Genomic DNA, 19,038 nt, shown 5'->3' with positions numbered 1-19,038 from the left:
TCAAATTTTTTAAAAAAATATAATTGAAATGACTGTAAATCCTTTGTTGCCCTTACGTAATAAAATTAACCAACTAGATAGTAAAATACTAGAAATCCTCGCTGAGCGACGTGAAGTTTCAACTCAAATCATTCAAGCTAAAATAGAAGCTAACATACCTGTGCGTGATTTAGAGCGAGAGCGTTCACTAATAAAATCATTAATTGAGCAAGGTAAAAGTTATCATCTTGACGATATTTTTATTAAGCGGTTATATCAAATAATTTTTGAAGACTCAGTACTTTTACAACAAAAAATTCTGCAAGAAAAACTTAATTTGGGCACGATTACAACGGCTAAAGTAGCATTTTTAGGTCCGATAGGCTCATACTCGCATTCTGCAGCAAGACGCTATGCAAGCGCTCACCTTGAAAAAATGATCGAATCAAGCTGTAAAACATTCAAAGATGTTTTTGAACAGATCGAAAAAGAGGTTGTCGACTACGGTATTTTACCAATAGAGAACTCAAGTTCAGGCTCGATTAATGAAGTTTACGATCTATTGCAAAAAACCAATTTACACATTATAGGTGAGCTGTCACTACCGATTGATCACTGTGTGCTTGCCATTGCCGATGCCAAACTAGACCAAATCGATACGATCTATAGTCACCCGCAACCATTCCAGCAGTGCAGTAATTTTTTAGAGCGCTACCCTCATTGGAAGATTGTTTACTGTGATAGCACTTCATCAGCGATCGAAACCGTGGCTAAACTCAATAAGCCAAATATTGCCGCAATGGGCAACAAAGATGGCGGCGAACTTTATGGGCTACAAGTACTGGATCATGATTTTGCCAATCAAAAACAGAACATTACTCGCTTCATAGTCTTGTCTCGAAAACCGATTGATGTTTCATATCAAATCCCGGCTAAAACCACGATATTAATGAAAACAGGTCAACAAGCAGGTGCATTAGTTGATGCTTTATCGGTGCTACGTAACCATAATATAGTGATGACAAAACTCGAATCTCGACCAATACACGGCACCCCGTGGGAAGAGATGTTTTACATTGATTTGCAAGGTAATATCCATTCAGATGAAATGCAAACTGCGCTTAAAGAATTAGCGTCTATTACTTTGTATAGTAAAGTATTAGGTTGTTATCCAAGTGATTCCATTACAGCAGTAATGTAAATTTATCAATATGCAAAAATTTTCAACTGCCGTACTTAATTGGTATGAACAGTACGGCAGAAAAACACTACCATGGCAGATCGAAAAAAGCCCTTATCACGTTTGGTTGTCCGAAGTTATGTTACAGCAAACACAAGTGGCAACAGTTATTCCCTATTTTAAACGTTTTATCGAGCATTTTCCTCAAATCACAGATTTAGCGCTCGCCCCTATCGATGATGTATTACATCTTTGGACTGGCCTGGGCTACTATGCCCGTGCACGCAATTTACACAAAGCTGCGCAAGTAGTCAGTGAGAAATTCCATGGACAGTTTCCCACTCAATTTGATGATGTGGTTGCCTTACCGGGCGTTGGTCGATCGACAGCTGGAGCTATCTTGTCACTGTCACAAAACCAACACTATGCCATTTTAGACGGAAATGTTAAACGAGTATTAACCCGCTATTTTGCGATCGAAGGTTGGCCCGGCAATAAAGCAGTAGAAAACAAACTATGGCAACTGAGCGAGCAAGTCACACCCAAACAAGATGTGGCAAAGTTCAATCAAGCCATGATGGATATTGGTGCAATGGTGTGTACTCGCTCAAAACCTAAATGCAGTTTATGTCCATTACACCGTGATTGTATCGCTTACAAAACCGACAGTTGGCAACAATACCCAACTAAAAAACCCAAAACAACCATACCTGAAAAATCAGCCTATTTTTTAATGCTTGAAAATAATCATGCCATTTGGCTGGAAAAAAGACCGCCTTCGGGAATTTGGGGAGGGTTATACTGTTTACCCCAATTTGCAACCGAACAAGCTTTAGTCGATTGGCTTGTGGCACGAGGTATCACAACCACCCCGTTAAAACAGTTGGTGGCATTTCGGCACACCTTTAGCCATTTTCATCTCGACATTATCCCTATTTACGGCAAGATAACCAATATAACCTCATGTTTTGATGACGGCGCCGGCTATTGGTACAATCTTAAGGCTGAAAATAGTAAAATAGGTTTAGCAACGCCGATTTATAATTTATTACAACAAGCAAGGTAATAAAAACCGGTATATATCGATTATTTATTTTCTATAACATTGCTCATCATTTTAGATATTTAGATTTATGAACAGCACACATTCTCAAGGCTTATCTTTCTGGCTAGTTTTTCTAATGGCTTTTGCAATTGGTGTGACTATCGCCAGTAACTATTATGCGCAACCCTTATTACACTCAATCACCCATGATCTGCATATCGCTGTTGAACACGCCGGCTCAATTATTATGACCGCACAACTCAGTTATGCTGTTGGTTTACTGTTTATTACGCCGCTAGGCGATATGATAGAGCGTAAGCGGTTAATCTTAATTTTAATGCTGCTATCCACCTGCGGATTAGTCATCAGCGCCTCATCGCAAAATTTATGGATGCTTATTGTCGGAACGGCTATGACCGGACTATTTTCGACCGTTGCACAAGTATTGATTCCCTTTGCTGCAACCTTAGCCAAACCTGAGCACCGTGGCAAAATTGTTGGCACATTAATGAGTGGTATGCTACTTGGCATTTTATTAGGTCGAACTTTTGCCGGTGCCATTTCAACCATTGCTGATTGGCACTATGTTTATTGGATTGCAACCGGCATTATGCTTATTGTTACTTTCCTGCTTTGGTTATCTCTGCCTCGCTATTGTAATCATATCAGTATCAATTATCTGCAACTGCTATTATCAATTGGTGCGCTATACAGACAAGAGCCAGTGTTAAAAATACGCTCTTTACTTGCCATAACCTCATTTGCACTATTTTCACTACTATGGACACCGCTAGCCTTTTTATTAACCGATGCGCCTTACCACTATTCAGATTTTATTATTGGGTTATTTGGATTAGCCGGTGCAGCAGGTGCTTTAGGCTCACCCATAGTCGGTAAATTATCTGATAAAGGAAAAGGCAAAACCGCAACCACTATCGGATTAGCGCTTTTGTTAGCTTCATGGCTACCACTCTCATTGGCACAATATTCGATTATTGCTTTGATATTAGGTGTCATTTTATTAGACTTTGCGGTACAAGTGACGCACGTATCAAATATGAGCGCAATCTACCAAATCAGACCCGAAGCCAGAAGTCGAATCAATACCGGATATATGGTGAGTTACTTTACCGGAGGCATGCTGGGATCGGTTGGCTCAACTTATCTTTTTAGTCATTATGGTTGGATCGCCATTGTTATAGCCGGCACTATTTTAGGCATTTTAGGACTCATTATTTGGTATTTTTATACTAAAACGTATACAATTTCTGAAACTTCTTGACAAGAATTAACCAAAGCGGGCTGATTTATTTCTCTTTTGCCGATCAAAATATAGGCATTTAGCTATTTAAAATAGCCAAACTCAGTGTACTATATCGATAGCAAGATTAAATAAGTTTTAGACAAAAAGATTAGAGAAGGAGTCAAAAATGGCTAAAATATCGTATCTTAATACTCCATTTACTATCAAAAATTTATCATTAAAAAACCGCATTGTCATGCCACCAATGTGCCAATATCAAGCAACCGACGGCCTACCTAATGATTGGCACTATGTCCACTACGTCTCCCGAGCTGTTGGCGGTGTAGGATTAATCATTGTTGAAATGACCAATGTTGCGCCTAATGGGCGAATCTCGCCTTACTGCCTCGGTTTATGGAATGATGAGCAGCGTGATCAATTTAAACGGATTGTCGATGCGGTGCATGCACAAAATGGTAAAATTGCGATACAAATTGCCCATGCGGGTCGTAAAGCGCTGGGGAGTGATGATGTTGTTTCATGCTCAGCGGTGCGCTATGACGGCGCCAACGAAGCGCATAAACAGTGGGAATATCAAATGCCAAGAGAGCTTTCAAAGGATGAAATTATCGACATTATCGAAAAATTCAAACAGTCAACCAAACGCGCAGTTGAAGCTGGCTTTGATGCAATTGAAATCCACGGCGCTCACGGTTATTTGATTCATCAATTTAGCTCACCAAAAACCAACTTAAGAACCGATGAATATGGTCAAGACAAATTATTATTTGGTGAGCAAGTCATCAAAGCGGCCAAATCGGTGATGCCAAAAGATATGCCATTAATTATTCGCTTTTCGGCGCAGGAATATGGAAAAAATGGCTATGGTGTAGATTATGGATGCCAGATCGCCAAACGATTTTCGGAAGCCGGCGCTGATGTGCTCGATGTCAGTGGTGGTGGCGACGGACAGCTTGATCCGGCAAATACGCCAGATTTTCACGCCGGTTATCAAGTCTATTTAGCTCACGCAGTTCGACAAACCACAAATTTACCGATTATCTGCGTAGGAATGCTTGAAGATCCTTACTTAGCTGATTACGTATTAAGTACCGGCGATGCTGATCTGGTGGCAATTGGTCGGGGATTACTACGTGATCCTTATTGGCCATTACGAATCCCCGCATCACCATTTATTCCGTCATCTTATCAGGTGGCTTTTAAATAGTTTGATTTACCCCTGTAGCTTGCTAACTCTGCTGCTTAGTATTATTTAGTTTTAGACTACTAAGCTTAATAGTTGGCTACAGGATGTTAATTTAGAAACGATATTAAATATGCATTGCATATTTAATTAACTCTTTTTTCAGCGGTAAACAGTTATCAATAGCATTCATTCCGACTGTTCTTAAAGCCTTTTTCAATAAATTATCGCCATTAAACATATCTTGAATGGTGCGCATTGCAGTTAACATAATCAACGTATCTTTACGGCGCTTGAACTGGAAAGCTTTTAAATTAGCGACTAAGCCAATATCTTGCCGGGCATCTTGCAATTGTTTAATGGTGGAAACTAATAACGCAGAATCTTGAAAACCTAAATTAACGCCCTGCCCGGCTAAAGGATGAATAGTATGCGCAGCATCACCAATTAACACTAATCGATGTTTAATAAATTGCTTAGCAAACCTTGCTCTTAATGGGAAAATCATTCTTGGATTAACCAACTGACATCTTCCAACCTTATCACCGGTTAAGCGAAACAGTTCATCAGCAAACACCGATTCTTGCATTGATTTCAACATTTCGGCATTTTCAGGTTTTGTTGACCAAACTAAACAACTTTTATTAGATTGCCACAATGGTAAAAAAGCAACAATGCCATTAGGGTAGAAAATTTGCCTTGCACACAATTGGTGTGGATATTCGGTTTCAACGGTTGTAATCAAAGCATGATGAAGATAATCCCGTTCAATTAATGAAATCTTCTCTTGTTTTCGAATCCATGAGTGCGCTCCGTCAGCTCCCACTATAAGTTTAGCTTGTATAACGCTATTATCAGCTAATGTTAATAACGCATTATCCTGCTCAAAAACGCTGGCAACAGCTTCATGGGTATAAATTGCAATATTCGGGCAAGCTTTAGCATATTGATAAAGATAGTGACACATAACATGATTTTCGATGATGTAACCCAAATTAGGATAACCATAATCACTCGCATGCGCAGATAAGTGAGCTTGACCGTTTTTTTCCCATACGCCAATTTCAATAAATTCTTGAACACGATTACTGGCATACAACTGATCCCATATACCAATTTGAGCAAAATAGCGTTGGCTTGCACCATTAATAGCTGAAGCTCGAACACCCAAATTATCGGCAACCAGATGTTGGTATTGCTCAATTTTGCTATCAACGATTGCAATAGTTAAATCATAGTGGCTAAGGGCGCAAGCGGTGGCTAAACCAACCAAACCGCCGCCGACAATAGCGACATCAAATTGTCTGTTCATAAACGGCAATATCGTTATTTATTATCAAGTTTATCATTACTGTTTACTTCGGTTTCATCATCATTTAATGCCTTTTTAAAGCCTTTTAATGCCGAACCTAAGTCAGTTCCTAAATTACGTAATTTTTTGGTACCAAAGATTAATACCACTACAGCAAGGAACACTAAAAGATGTGGGATACTAAATGACATAATAAAAACCTCTTATAAAGATATATCACTATTTTGCTTGAGTTTAGATTAGAAAAATAGATCTTCAATGAAGTGAATGATTATACTCTTTTTAGGGCAGGATTTCAGGAATAGTTAACACAGAATAAAAAAAAGACCTGTATAAAACTATACAGGCCAACATGAAATATAAGGAATATAAGGAAAGAAAACAATGAAAAATCCTTACCCTGCTTATTATCCATTTTTTTTCGCTTAAGTCAACGTTTTTTCTTTGATGTTTGTTATATTTAATAAAAACAGCCAAAATTCAAAATAAATTATTTAAAAACATATAGTTGCAAATATTTGATTTGATGTTTTATTCACCCAATATTATTTGATCAATGTCAAATAAATAGCAAAAATAGAATAAAAACCAATACGGTAACTTGAAAAGCACAGAAAAACACAATTTTATAAACGGAAAAAAATAATTCGATTTTTTTCTAAAAATACTCGGCACTTTTTATTTTTAAACGAAAATCACACCAAAACTCACAATATAAAACGAATTAATCACAGAAATTTAAGAAAAACAGCGTATCTTTTAATTATTAATATAATCAAATATGTAAAAGTTCTAAAATTTGCACTATAATTAACGAACGGATGAGAAAAGAAAAACGAGATAGAAGTGAGTATGATTAAAAATAACAATGTCAAAACATTTAAAGATAGATTACACAGCTCAATGCAAGGTTTATCCGTTTCTGCCTTCGCAAAAAAATGTGATATGTCAGAAACTGTCATACGTGATTATTTATCTGGTAAAACCTACCCTTCGCTTACCCGTTTAGAGGTGATTGCTGAAAAATGCAATGTATCTTTTAACTGGCTTGCAACTGGCTATAAATTTGATTTATTAGATCCTAAACATGATGAAGATGTTCACAACGAAAATATCTATCGCATTCCAGTTTATAAAAAACAGTTACCCACCAAAGAAGAGGCTCAAAGTCAGCGCTATGTGCGTGAAACACCACCAGTTATGAATTATCCGGTTCTTGAAGGTTGGGCTTCTCACCGTGGCTTAGATATTAAAAAATTAATTATCTATTGGGCTAAAGGTGATTTAATGGCACCGGATATTGAAAACAACAATGGCTTGATTATTAATACTGAACTGACCGAAATTATTGACGGCGCCATTTATTTAATCGAGTATGAAAATTTTACTCTATTAAGAAAAATACGTTTAACCCTCGGAAAGTGGATTTTAATTTGTAATAACGATCAATATCCAACAATTGAAGTACCTAAAGCACTTTTTGAAAAATATCATATCGTTGGTCGTGTGGTACAAATAATTAAAGACGTATATTAATAGAATAATTAGCAATCTATCGCCTTTGAATATATAATCAATTAAAGAGGAAAAATTAAACATTTTTCCTCGCTTAGCCATTAATTTTTCTTAATTTCAGTAATGATAGGTGTGTACTCAATTGATTTTTTTATTTAATTCATAATATTCATTAGTGCAAAAGTAAATTAGAAAAATATCTGCACTTTTCTCACGTTTTTATTTTATTGATGCTCTCATCAATATCTAACCTTTTTACTCATTAGGTCTTATATGTATCGATTTTTTGAAAAATTGGTGTCACCTTATCCAAAAGATGAACCGCAACCGACAGCTAACAGCTTTTTTAGTTTTATTTGGCAATCGACTAAAGGTATACGCCTTTTTATGCTGCTATTAATTATACTTAGCGGGTTAAGTGGCGCATTTGAAGCCTTTTTATTTGCCGTTCTGGGTAAAGTTGTTGACTGGTTATCTGAAATTGATCCAAGCCAATTTTGGCAACAAGAAAAAGCAACCTTGATATTAATTAGCTTAATCATTTTAGCCAGTACCGTCATAGTTGCATTACAAACCATTATTAAACACCAATCTTTAGCCGGTAACTTTCCGATGAGAATGCGCTGGAAGTTACACCGCTTAGTCCTTAACCAAAGTATGCGCTTTTTTCAGGATGAATTTGCCGGCCGAATATCGGCAAAAGTGATGCAAACAGCGCTGGCAGTTAGGGATACCTGCTTTTTAGTTGCGGATATATTCGTTTACGTGTTGATCTCATTTATCACCATGGCCGCTATCATCGGTCAATTAGATCCGTGGCTATTGCTACCATTTTTAGTTTGGTGTGTGCTTTATGGTATTTCGATGTATTACTTTATTCCACGCTTAAGCAAAGTTGCCAGCATGCAAGCTGATGCACGCTCAACGATGACCGGGCGAGTAACTGATGCTTATACTAACATTATGACAGTAAAATTATTTTCTCACGCCGGCAATGAAGCCAAATATGCTCAAGAGTCAATGGATGAATTTCTAGTCACTGTCAATAAACAGATGCGACTGGTTAGCAGTTTTGAAATCGTCAACCATTTACTTTCAGTATTATTAATACTTGGCACAACAGGCGTGGCGCTTTGGCTTTGGACAAATCAAATTGTCGGCATTGGCGCAATCGCCATTACCACAGCCGTTGCACTGCGATTAAATGGCTTTTCACACTGGATCATGTGGGAAATGGCCTCACTATTTGAAAATATTGGCGTAGTGAAAGACGGCATTAACACCTTTTCAGCAGCGAAAACAGTGGTGGATGAACCTAATGCCAAAGCACTTAAAGTCACTGAAGGTAAAATTGAATTTAAAGATATCTACTTTGCGTATGATAGCAAAGTTCAAAACTCCATTATTGATGATCTTAATTTGACAATCAGGTCCGGTGAAAAGATTGGCTTAGTCGGTCGTTCAGGTGCCGGTAAATCAACACTGATTAACTTATTGTTGCGTTTTTACGATCTACAAAAGGGACAAATTACCATTGACGGGCAAGATATCGCTTCGGTCACTCAAGAGAGCTTACGCTCACAAATTGGTATGGTTACCCAAGATACGTCATTACTACATCGCTCAGTGAGAGAAAATTTGCTATATGGCAATAATCAAGCCAGCGAAGAAGAGATGATCATCGCCGCGAAAAAAGCCCATGCCGATGACTTTATTCAAACCTTAGTCGATGCGAATGGCAGAACCGGTTATGATGCCTTTGTTGGAGAACGGGGGATCAAATTATCCGGTGGACAACGACAACGAATTGCCATAGCCCGGGTGATCTTAAAAAATGCGCCGATCTTACTGCTTGATGAAGCAACCAGTGCATTAGATTCAGAAATTGAACAAGCCATTCAAGAATCTCTATACACTTTAATGGAAGGGAAAACCGTGATTGCCATTGCTCATCGATTATCGACAATTGCGGCAATGGATAGATTGGTTGTACTTGATCAAGGTAAGATTATTGAACAAGGTACACATCAACAATTGCTCGATAAAAACGGACTTTATGCGCAACTTTGGAAACATCAAAGTGGTGGATTTTTAGCAGACAACATTTAATCATCTGCTTGACAAGAAGTTTCAGAAAACATATACGTTTTAGTAAAAAACAACTATGTTTTCTGAGTTATTCGCTAAGATTACTTGATAAAGTTTTTATAAAAATCTGATTCGAACTTCATAATCGCACCATTTTTAGGCTCACCTTTAGTATCAGCTTGATAGCCGGTTAGCAGTTGCACAAAAGCGACATATTTACCGTCTGATTTTTTAATAAATCCAGCTAAATTATAGCTCCCTTGTATGTAACCGGTTTTAGCCATAATCGCCTCTTTGAAAGGTGACTGGTTAAAACTTTTACGATTTTGCAATGTACCGTCAACGCCTGCAATTGGTAGTTTTTCAATCAAACCTAAGCTACTATTTTTCGCTAACGTATATTGCAGCACTTCCATTAATTTATCAGCGCTTACCAAATTGAGGCGTGATAAGCCCGAACCGTCGGCAAGAACCAGATTTTCCAGATCAATACCTGCTTTTTTGTGTAAGATTTGTTTCACCGCATCACCACCATTGCGCCAAGTACCTGGCACATTATAGTAATGAGCGCCTAATGTTCTAAAAATAGTATCAGCATATAAGTTATTAGACTTTTTAAGCATCACGGTTAACAGTTCAGATAGCGGCGCTGATTGGCTTGAAGCTAATAAGGTAAGTTTTGCATTACTCTTTTGGTTTCGTTCAATGATTTGCCCGCTGTAGCTTATTTTTTGCTTTTGAAGCTCGCTTTTTAAAACAGCGCTAAAGTAATCAACCGGATCGATGACAGCAAACTTTAACGCGGTTTTATCAGAGCTTGAAGCAATACATCCTTTTAAATGATAGCGATTTTTATCAGCATATTTTACGTCAAGCTCACAATATTTATCTTGTAAATCTTTACTTTTTGCCGCAATGGTTTTAACTTCACTTGTCACAATAACCGGAATACCTGACGATACCGAAACCGAAGCTGTGGCACCGACTTTATTTGGCGTGACAGTTGCATAAAAACAGTTATCATCGATTATCGCCGCTGAAGGCGGTGCATTAAAGCAAGCGGTTAAATTGTTCCACGACCAACCTTCTGCTTTATCGTGACTGGTAAAGATTGATGTGTCTAAAATCACTTTCCCTGAAATTTTTTCAATTCCCTTTTGACGTAATTGCCCAATCATTGCTTTCAATCTTTCTCGGTTAAACGTTGGATCACCACTTAATTGCACAATCAGATCGCCGTTAAGTTGCTTATTGCTAATACTGCCACTCGTTTGCATTTTAGTCACAAAACGATAATCGTTGCCTAATTCAAGTACAGCAGCTAAAGCGGTTATCACTTTTTGGGTGCTTGCCGGTTGCTTAAATTGGTCGCTTTTATATTTTGCCAATGTTTTAGGTTTGCTATCCACTGTTTGCACTAAGATTGACAGATCACTTCCCTTAGGTAATGTGGAAATATACGGCTCGACTGATTGAGCCAGGCAGAGATTAGAAAAGAATAAAACCAGGAATAAAATAAAGACTTTGAAATTTGTCATTACAATATGCTCGAATAGTTTATTAAATGAAACAATGGAATAGGGACAATAAATATATCTTTTTTTGATATGCCTATCAATATATACTCAACCACTTTTAAAATTATATTTAATTAAATATTATCCGTTACCTTAACGTGCTAAATTATTACAAAAAAGAATTCAAAATTAGGTGATAAAACTATGATTCAACACTCATTAGGGTTTCCAATAGAAACGGTTGTTATATTTATTGTGCTTGCCTTAACTGCCATCATTATTGATTTATATGCTCACCATAAAGACAAACCGATCAGCTTAAGCAATGCGATTTTATGGTCACTATTTTGGGTAGCGGTTGCTTTCGTGTTTGCGCTTTATTTATATCTTCATCATGGCGGTGAAGTGGCAAGTCTATTTATCACAGGCTATGTACTTGAAAAAGCCCTTTCGGTGGATAATCTTTTTGTTATCATGGCGCTTTTTTCATGGTTTACTGTGCCAAATAATTATCGCCACCGTTTGCTTTACTGGGGGGTGATTGGTGCAATTATCTTCCGTGCTATTTTGGTTATAATCGGTACCGGTTTATTATCATTAGGGCCATGGATGGAAATTGTGTTTTCTGTCATTGTCGCTTTCACGGGCTTTATGATGCTAAAAAATCAAGGCAATGATGAACAGATAAAAGATTACTCCAACCATTTTGCTTATCGCATTGCCAAACGCCTGTTCCCTGCTTTTCCTAAAATTGTTGGGCATCACTTTTTTTTAACACGCGAGCAAGTCAAGGTTGAACTGGCAAAACCTGAAAATAGCCAATTAAAAGATAAACTGCCGAAAAGCCGTTTTTATGCAACGCCTCTATTTCTCTGTATTGTGGTTATCGAACTGAGCGATGTCATGTTTGCCTTTGATTCGGTACCTGCCGTTATAGCCGTTAGCCAAGAACCTTTAATTGTGTACAGTGCCATGATATTTGCTATTTTAGGGCTTAGAACGATGTATTTTGTTCTCGAAGCAATGCAGCAATATTTAGTGCATTTGGGTAAAGCGGTTGTCTGTCTACTGTTTTTTATTGCAATTAAATTAGCGCTAAATGCCAGCAATCATCTTTTCGGATATGGTATAGATATTAGCCCAACTGTCAGCCTTTATGTTGTATTGGCAATATTAGCCATGGGTATTGTTGCAAGCTTTATCTTTCCACAAAAAACACCTAAAACAGATAAATGATAATTGATAACTTATTGAAGGCGATCGGCAGCTAAGCTGCCGATACAAAAAAGGCTTATTGACGTTTTAATGAACGAATAAAGTAACTTACCCCAAGAATAACAAACCAAATAGGGGTTGCAATTAGCGCATGGCGAGTATCCGCTTCTAACGTCAGTAACACAATAACAAATGCAAAAAATGCCAGACAGATAAGACACATCAAAATCCCACCGGGCATCTTAAACGATGACTGTTGATGCAAATCGGCTTTTTTGCGGCGATAAGCAATATAAGAAATAAGAATCATCGACCAAATAAACATAAACAATATAGCTGAAATAGTGGTCACAATAGTGAACGCTTCCATTACATTCGGTACCAGATAGATAAGTACGACGCCACCTAATAAGCACATGCACGAGAATAGCAATCCATTTGCCGGTACTGAACGACGTGATAACTTACCAAAAGGCTCAGGCGCATCTTGTTTTTTAGCCAATCCAAACAGCATCCGACTAGTTGAATAAATACCACTATTTGCTGAGGAGGCGGCTGATGTGAGCACAACAAAATTGATAATACTTGCCGCAGCAGGTAGACCGATCAACGTAAATAACTCAACAAATGGGCTTTTATTTGGTGAAATAAATGTCCACGGCGTTACGCTCATTATAATAATTAATGCAAAAACATAGAAAAAGATGATACGTGCCGGAACAGAATTGATAGCACGAGGAAGATTCTTGTTAGGATCTACGGTTTCAGCAGCAGTTGTACCAACCAATTCAATTCCAACAAATGCAAAAATGGCTATTTGGAAGCCGGCAAAAAAGCCCATAGTGCCGTGAGGAAAAAATCCACCATAATCCCAAAGATTAGAAAACGCCGCTGTCGTATTGGTCTGTTCTGAATGATAAGCGGTAATAATTAAAACCAAACCAATTGCAATCAACGCTAAGATCGCCACAATTTTAATCATCGAGAACCAAAATTCCGTTTCGCCAAACATTTTTACCGTTAATAAATTTAAGGTTAATAATAAAATAACCGTTAACAGCATCGGGATCCAAGATTGTAATTGCGGGAACCAATGTTGAGCATAGCCAGCAATTGCAACCACATCGGCAATGCCGGTAATCACCCAGCAAAACCAGTAAGTCCATCCGGTAAAAAATCCAGCCCATGGCCCTAATAGATCATTGGCAAAATCACTGAATGATTTATATTTTAAGTTGGATAGAAGAATCTCTCCCATAGCCCGCATAACAAAAAATAGAATAAAGCCGATAATCATATAGACAAAAATAATCGATGGCCCCGCTAAGCTAATGGTCTTACCAGAACCCATAAACAAGCCGGTACCGATTGCACCACTAATTGCGATCAACTGAATATGCCGATTAGAGAGATTACGCTTAAGATCATTGTTTGTGGATGTGATACTCATTGCTTTGATTACCTTTCGTTTTACAATTTTCGAATTTTTGGGAGTATAGGACTATAAAGTCTATGGCGCCAGATCGCAAGCTGAAATGTTATGAAAACTTTTTATGGATCAATGATAATTATTGGTAGTTTCTTATAATGGAATTGTGTAGCATAGCTAACTATGATTAATAACTGACTAAAAATAATGGCTAAGATGAAAGAAAACAACCACTATTACCGTATTTATACCGTATGTCTTTTACTTGTATTATCACTTCTGACCGGTTGCCAAAGCGGTTCAGGTAAACAAACAAAGCAGTATCAAGACGGTCAATTACCGTTAGCTTTGAACATTAGTCATCCCAAATTAGATACGCCAGTTAATATTTCCGATTATATTATTCAAGTTGAAAAAATAAAGTTAACCTCGCCTTCTTTATACCGAAAAAATGAACATATTTATAAAGCGGTTGATGCATGGATTAACCGATCATTAGGTGCACATGAATTTGATAAAATTGGGCTAAACAGTTACGAAATGGGCGGACAAGACGGCTATGGGAATGTTCATTTAACCGGCTATTACACACCGGTTATCAAAGCCCGACACAAACCTACAGGCAGATTTAAATACCCAATCTATAAAATGCCAGCCAGCAATAGTTTTAAAGGACAATTACCTAGCCGTGAGCAGATCTATAATGGTGCTTTAAATGGCAAAGGATTAGAAATTGCCTACAGCGACTCACTAATGGATAACTTTATTATGGAAGTGCAAGGCAGTGCTTATATTGATTTTGAAGATGGCACACCTTTAGTATTTTTCTGTTTTGGTGGCAAAAATGGGCATGGTTACTCAAGTATTGGGCGATTACTGGTTGAACAAGGCGAAATTGATAAAGATAAGATGTCAATTCAAGCAATTAAAAATTGGGCAAAAACCAAAAATGAAAAACAGCTTAAGGCGCTATTAATTCAAAACCGATCTTTTGTGTTCTTCAAACCACAATACAACGCCGAAGTTAAAGGGGCAGCTGCTGTGCCTTTAATTGCTAATGCGTCAGTTGCATCAGATAAATCATTAATTCCAACTGGATCAGTGGTGTTAGTCGATGTACCGTTACTCGATAGCGACGGGCAATATCGTGGAAGACGTGAAGTGCGTTTAATGGTGGCATTGGATGTCGGCGGAGCGATTAAAGGACACCATTTTGATCTCTATCTAGGAATTGGCGACAAAGCAGGCAAGCTTGCAGGATTTTATAACCATTATGGTCGTGCATGGGTAATAAAACCTTAAACTATCGGCATCGACGCCAATTAAAGAACCTGCTAAAATAGACCAAAAAGTAGATTTAAGGATAATTCATGAGATTATGCGATCGAGATATCGAAGCGTATTTACAAAGTGGTAAATTAAAAATTACGCCACAACCAGCTGCAAGCTGTATAAATGGTGCAACGGTTGATGTGCGCTTAGGCAATCAATTTCGTACTTTTAGGGAACATACCACCCCTTTTATCGATTTAAGTGGTCCAAAGGAGGAAGTATCCGCCGTACTAGAACGTGTAATGAGCGAAGAAATGATATTACCGGAAGGTGATGCCTTTTATCTTCACCCCGGTGAACTTGCATTAGCGGTAACTTTAGAATCGGTGACGATCCCCGATGATTTAGTCGGTTGGCTCGACGGTCGTTCATCATTGGCAAGATTAGGATTAATGGTGCACGTCACGGCTCATCGGATCGATCCCGGTTGGCAAGGACAAATCGTATTAGAGTTTTACAATTCAGGAAAATTACCATTAGCGCTAAGACCCGGCATGACCATTGGCGCATTAAGTTTTGAAACATTAACAGGCCCCTCAGCAAGACCATACAATCGTAGAGAAGATGCAAAATATAAAGACCAACATGGCGCAGTCGCCAGTCGTATTGATAAAGACTAATACAGTTTATAACCTTACTATAGGAACATTAATATGATCAAAAAGATATTGGTTATTTTATTAATTTTAATTCTGGTTGTTGTAATCAGTATTGCTTCACTGATAGTTTTTGTTGATCCTAACAATTTCCGTGGGTTTATTTCAAACACAATAAAAGATAAAACAGGTTATGAGTTAACTATTGAAGGCGATCTGCGTTGGCATATCTGGCCTCAAGTAAGTATATTAACCGATTCGGTAAAATTGTCTGATCATGGTGCACAAAAACCTATTTTAACTGCGGATAATATGCGGTTAGATGTTGAACTCATGCCGCTTTTTTCTAAGAAATTAGAAATTAAAAACGTTTTTATTAAATCAGCAATGATCAACATTACCGATGAAAGTAAAGGCGATATGGCCAAAAATCGTGAGCAAAGCACATCGAATAATTCAACCGATCAATCATCAACAACTAATAACGAAAAAAGTGCGTCAAACTGGAAATTTGCCTTTAATAAATTTGAAGTTGCAGATAGTACAATCGCGCTCCAACGCAATGATGATTTGATAAACTTTAGAAATATCAACCTTACAGTTGAGCAATCCAACGATAAGAATATTTCAATAGATTTAACCGGGAACGTTGATAAAAATCAACAAGATTTATATTATTCCATTAACGCTAACGTGGAGATCAGCCAATTTCCACAAAAGGCAACGATTAAATTAAATCGATTTGATTACACCTATAAAGGCGTAACCAGCTCAGACCAAGTGTTTAAAGGTAATTTGAATGCGGTTATCAATTATCAAAAAGAGCCTATGCAACTGAGCAGTCAAAATATTGCTTTTTCTGTCAATGACAACCATTTTGCCGGAGCACTAATCGCAAAATTAGAGAGTAAACCTTATATCGATTTACAACTCAATTCTAACAAGCTCGATGTCGCTTCCTTTTCACAGCAAAAACAAAAATCGAAGGATAATGTAGCCGTCCAACAAACCCCACCGGTTGTATCGCAAGTTACAAAATCCAGTAATGAGTTAGACTTTCTTAATAGTTTTAATGCCAAAGCACAACTTAATATTAAGCAAGTTATCGCTGATAAGATTACACTAAATAATCTTAAAGTTGATATGGTAAATAACGACGGGATTGCAACTATTAAAGATATCGATTTCGACTTTGCCAAAGGTCATGTTTCGGCAAATGGTGTTGCTAACGGTAAACAGAAAAATACGTTGATCAAACTCAACACTAAAGCGACTAATATTGATCTCAATACCTTTTTTAATCAAATTCAAACCGCTTATGATCTTGAAGGTTCAGTCAACGCTAATGGGGTATTAGAAGCCAGCACGCTTTCAAGCGCAAAATTACTCAGCTCTTTAGCAGGTAATATTGATATTAGTGTTAACAATGCTCGGCTTAATAATCTTAATATCCAAAGCATTATCGAAAATGCCGCAGCGGCATATAATAAAGATGCAATCACGCCTGAAAATCAGAAAAAATATACTGAGTTTCATAACATTTCAACCAGCGCATCGATAAGCAATGGTAATATTCAACTAAATACCGTCAATGCAAATTCTGAAACACTTGATATCGTTAATGGATCGGGTCGAATTGGCATTATGGCAAAAGATTTAGATGTGAATTTAAATATCAAAATGTTAGGTGGCTGGAACAGTAAAAGCGATACGATAGCCAAGCTACAAAAAATAACAATACCATTACGTATCTATGGTCAATTTGCTAATTTACGTTATCAACTCGATATCGCCAAAGTGCTTACTGAGGTATTTAGCGATAAATTACAAGATCGTTTAGAAAAACTACGCAATAAAATTGAGAATGGTGGATCTAAAGATAAATCAAATACAAAATCAAAAGCGCTTGATATTTTAGGTGGTTTACTTAAAAAGTAACGTTTTGATAACCAAGTAAACGTTGAAGGTAATATTAAATAGACGTTTATCAGATATAAAAAAAGGTGAGTTTAACTCACCTTTTTTATGACTGACAAATCAGGTTTTATAGAATAAATTTGCTTAGATCTTCATCCGCAACAAGTTTATCTAAGTGATCACTGACGTATTTAGCATCAATGGTAATTGTTTGCCCACCAAGTTCACTGGCGTCAAAAGAGACCTCTTCCATTAAACGCTCTAATACAGTATGTAATCGACGTGCCCCAATGTTTTCATTTTGTTCATTAACCTGCCATGCTGATTCAGCGATTTTTGCAATACCATCTGCAGTAAACTCAATATTAACACCTTCAGTGGCTAACAATGCTTTGTATTGCGCAGTAAGTGAGGCATTTGGCTCAGTTAAAATTCGCTCAAAGTCTTTACTGGTTAATGCTTGCAATTCTACCCGAATCGGTAATCGACCTTGCAACTCAGGAATCAGATCCGACGGACTGGCAGTTTGGAAAGCACCGGAAGCAATAAATAAAATATGATCAGTTTTTACTGAACCATGTTTAGTTGAAACAGTACAACCCTCAACTAAAGGCAGTAAATCACGTTGTACGCCTTCACGTGATACATCCGGCCCAGATGAGTTGCCACGTTTACAAACTTTGTCGATCTCATCAATAAACACAATCCCATTTTGCTCAACCGCTTCAATCGCTTCATGTTTAAGATCGTCAGGATTAACCAATTTAGCGGCTTCTTCTTCAATCAATTGCTTAAATGCATCTTTAATTTTCATTTTACGTGGTTTAGTTTTTTGTCCACCTAAATTTTGAAACATTGATTGTAATTGGTTAGTCATCTCTTCCATTCCCGGAGGCGCCATAATTTCTACGCCAATATTCACGCCGGCAACTTCAATTTCAATCTCTTTATCATCAAGCGCACCTTCACGTAATTTTTTACGGAACGCTTGTCTTGCAGTTGAATCGTTATTGTTTTCAACTTGTCCCCAACCATCTTTAGCCGGTGGCACTAAGACATCTAAAATACGATCTTCAGCTAATTCTTCAGCTCGGTTACGATTTTTTTCAATCGCATCTTGTCGAATCATTTTGACTGCTGAATCAGTTAGATCACGAATAATAGAATCAACTTCCTTACCGACATAGCCAACTTCGGTAAATTTTGTTGCTTCAACTTTTATAAATGGTGCATGGGCTAATTTTGCCAATCTTCTTGCTATTTCAGTTTTACCAACACCTGTTGGACCAATCATTAATATATTCTTTGGTGTCACTTCATGGCGTAATGCTTCATCAAGTTGCATACGGCGCCAACGATTACGCAGTGCAATAGCGACAGAGCGTTTAGCTTTATCTTGTCCAATAATATGTTGGTTTAATTCGCTTACAATTTCGCGAGGAGTCATTTCAGACATAATAGTAGTT

15 protein-coding genes are annotated in these 19,038 nt (G+C 37.5%); 10 read left to right on the top strand and 5 right to left on the bottom strand.

From position 1 onward, the window contains the following. The first annotated feature begins 28 nt into the window (after positions 1–28). The 4 genes from pheA to J3U42_RS01425 all read left to right on the top strand — a co-directional run bounded on the left by pheA (position 29) and on the right by J3U42_RS01425 (position 4,675). Complete coding sequence (gene pheA, locus J3U42_RS01440) at positions 29–1,180, top strand: bifunctional chorismate mutase/prephenate dehydratase (RefSeq protein WP_267335131.1); 1,152 nt, start codon at positions 29–31, stop codon at positions 1,178–1,180. Positions 1,181–1,184: 4 nt separating this feature from the next. Continuing rightward, positions 1,185–2,225 (top strand): A/G-specific adenine glycosylase, encoded by a 1,041-nt coding sequence (gene mutY, locus J3U42_RS01435; protein ID WP_416380430.1) that lies wholly within the window; start codon positions 1,185–1,187, stop codon positions 2,223–2,225. A 67-nt stretch (positions 2,226–2,292) separates the two neighbouring features. Further along, the gene (locus tag J3U42_RS01430; protein ID WP_267329568.1) at positions 2,293–3,486 is read left to right on the top strand and encodes an MFS transporter; all 1,194 of its coding nucleotides are present in this window, start codon (positions 2,293–2,295) and stop codon (positions 3,484–3,486) included. Between the two features lie 148 nt (positions 3,487–3,634). Further along, on the top strand, positions 3,635–4,675 hold the full coding sequence (locus J3U42_RS01425; protein ID WP_267335127.1) for an NADH:flavin oxidoreductase/NADH oxidase: 1,041 nt from the start codon (positions 3,635–3,637) through the stop codon (positions 4,673–4,675). A gap of 103 nt (positions 4,676–4,778) precedes the next feature. On the opposite strand, the gene J3U42_RS01420 is transcribed toward J3U42_RS01425, so the two are convergent. Together J3U42_RS01420 and tatA are read right to left on the bottom strand one after the other, a co-directional pair. Next, the gene (locus J3U42_RS01420) at positions 4,779–5,963 is read right to left on the bottom strand and encodes an FAD-dependent monooxygenase (protein WP_267335125.1); all 1,185 of its coding nucleotides are present in this window, start codon (positions 5,961–5,963) and stop codon (positions 4,779–4,781) included. 14 nt (positions 5,964–5,977) lie between these two features. Beyond that, positions 5,978–6,157, bottom strand: coding sequence for a Sec-independent protein translocase subunit TatA (gene tatA, locus J3U42_RS01415; protein ID WP_366518712.1), 180 nt, complete (start codon positions 6,155–6,157; stop codon positions 5,978–5,980). A gap of 658 nt (positions 6,158–6,815) precedes the next feature. Between tatA and J3U42_RS01410 the strand changes: the two genes are divergently transcribed. Both J3U42_RS01410 and J3U42_RS01405 read left to right on the top strand, forming a co-directional pair. Beyond that, entirely contained in the window at positions 6,816–7,499 is a 684-nt protein-coding gene (locus J3U42_RS01410; protein WP_220217909.1) for a LexA family transcriptional regulator, read from the top strand. Between the two features lie 252 nt (positions 7,500–7,751). Continuing rightward, the gene (locus J3U42_RS01405) at positions 7,752–9,587 is read left to right on the top strand and encodes an ABC transporter ATP-binding protein (RefSeq protein WP_220217910.1); all 1,836 of its coding nucleotides are present in this window, start codon (positions 7,752–7,754) and stop codon (positions 9,585–9,587) included. A gap of 80 nt (positions 9,588–9,667) precedes the next feature. Here J3U42_RS01405 and dacB read toward each other — a convergent pair whose 3' ends face one another. Continuing rightward, a complete protein-coding gene (gene dacB / locus J3U42_RS01400; protein ID WP_267329573.1) occupies positions 9,668–11,104 on the bottom strand; it encodes a serine-type D-Ala-D-Ala carboxypeptidase in 1,437 nt (478 codons plus the stop codon). Between the two features lie 183 nt (positions 11,105–11,287). Here dacB and J3U42_RS01395 point away from each other — a divergent pair, with 183 nt between their 5' ends. Continuing rightward, the gene (locus J3U42_RS01395) at positions 11,288–12,319 is read left to right on the top strand and encodes a TerC/Alx family metal homeostasis membrane protein (RefSeq protein ID WP_220217912.1); all 1,032 of its coding nucleotides are present in this window, start codon (positions 11,288–11,290) and stop codon (positions 12,317–12,319) included. Positions 12,320–12,374: 55 nt separating this feature from the next. Here J3U42_RS01395 and cycA read toward each other — a convergent pair whose 3' ends face one another. Next, positions 12,375–13,775 carry a D-serine/D-alanine/glycine transporter gene (cycA, locus tag J3U42_RS01390; protein ID WP_324099764.1) on the bottom strand — a complete coding sequence of 467 codons (1,401 nt, stop codon included), beginning with the start codon at positions 13,773–13,775 and terminating at the stop codon, positions 12,375–12,377. Between the two features lie 159 nt (positions 13,776–13,934). Here cycA and mltA point away from each other — a divergent pair, with 159 nt between their 5' ends. The 3 genes from mltA to asmA all read left to right on the top strand — a co-directional run bounded on the left by mltA (position 13,935) and on the right by asmA (position 17,593). Then, entirely contained in the window at positions 13,935–15,029 is a 1,095-nt protein-coding gene (gene mltA / locus J3U42_RS01385; RefSeq protein ID WP_255556121.1) for a murein transglycosylase A, read from the top strand. A 68-nt stretch (positions 15,030–15,097) separates the two neighbouring features. After that, complete coding sequence (gene dcd / locus J3U42_RS01380; protein WP_220217914.1) at positions 15,098–15,679, top strand: dCTP deaminase; 582 nt, start codon at positions 15,098–15,100, stop codon at positions 15,677–15,679. Positions 15,680–15,712: 33 nt separating this feature from the next. Further along, positions 15,713–17,593: an outer membrane assembly protein AsmA gene (asmA, locus tag J3U42_RS01375; RefSeq protein ID WP_267335120.1), complete on the top strand. Its 1,881-nt coding sequence runs from the start codon at positions 15,713–15,715 to the stop codon at positions 17,591–17,593. Positions 17,594–17,699: 106 nt separating this feature from the next. Here the strand turns inward: asmA and hslU are convergent, their stop codons facing one another. Further along, positions 17,700–19,028: an HslU--HslV peptidase ATPase subunit gene (gene hslU, locus J3U42_RS01370; protein ID WP_255556123.1), complete on the bottom strand. Its 1,329-nt coding sequence runs from the start codon at positions 19,026–19,028 to the stop codon at positions 17,700–17,702. Between the last annotated feature and the right edge of the window lie 10 nt (positions 19,029–19,038).

Source organism: Gilliamella sp. B2923 (assembly GCF_026536565.1).
Lineage (GTDB): Bacteria > Pseudomonadota > Gammaproteobacteria > Enterobacterales > Orbaceae > Gilliamella.
Note: the sequence above shows the minus strand (reverse complement) of the source record. Positions and strands in the feature narration are given on the sequence as shown.

Coding starts and splice junctions, on each gene's coding strand:
- pheA (WP_267335131.1), top strand. CDS start 29: ATGACTGTAAATCCTTTGTTGCCCTTACGTAATAAAATTAACCAACTA.
- J3U42_RS01430 (WP_267329568.1), top strand. CDS start 2,293: ATGAACAGCACACATTCTCAAGGCTTATCTTTCTGGCTAGTTTTTCTA.
- J3U42_RS01425 (WP_267335127.1), top strand. CDS start 3,635: ATGGCTAAAATATCGTATCTTAATACTCCATTTACTATCAAAAATTTA.
- J3U42_RS01420 (WP_267335125.1), bottom strand. CDS start 5,963: ATGAACAGACAATTTGATGTCGCTATTGTCGGCGGCGGTTTGGTTGGT.
- J3U42_RS01410 (WP_220217909.1), top strand. CDS start 6,816: ATGATTAAAAATAACAATGTCAAAACATTTAAAGATAGATTACACAGC.
- J3U42_RS01405 (WP_220217910.1), top strand. CDS start 7,752: ATGTATCGATTTTTTGAAAAATTGGTGTCACCTTATCCAAAAGATGAA.
- dacB (WP_267329573.1), bottom strand. CDS start 11,104: ATGACAAATTTCAAAGTCTTTATTTTATTCCTGGTTTTATTCTTTTCT.
- J3U42_RS01395 (WP_220217912.1), top strand. CDS start 11,288: ATGATTCAACACTCATTAGGGTTTCCAATAGAAACGGTTGTTATATTT.
- mltA (WP_255556121.1), top strand. CDS start 13,935: ATGGCTAAGATGAAAGAAAACAACCACTATTACCGTATTTATACCGTA.
- dcd (WP_220217914.1), top strand. CDS start 15,098: ATGAGATTATGCGATCGAGATATCGAAGCGTATTTACAAAGTGGTAAA.
- asmA (WP_267335120.1), top strand. CDS start 15,713: ATGATCAAAAAGATATTGGTTATTTTATTAATTTTAATTCTGGTTGTT.
- hslU (WP_255556123.1), bottom strand. CDS start 19,028: ATGTCTGAAATGACTCCTCGCGAAATTGTAAGCGAATTAAACCAACAT.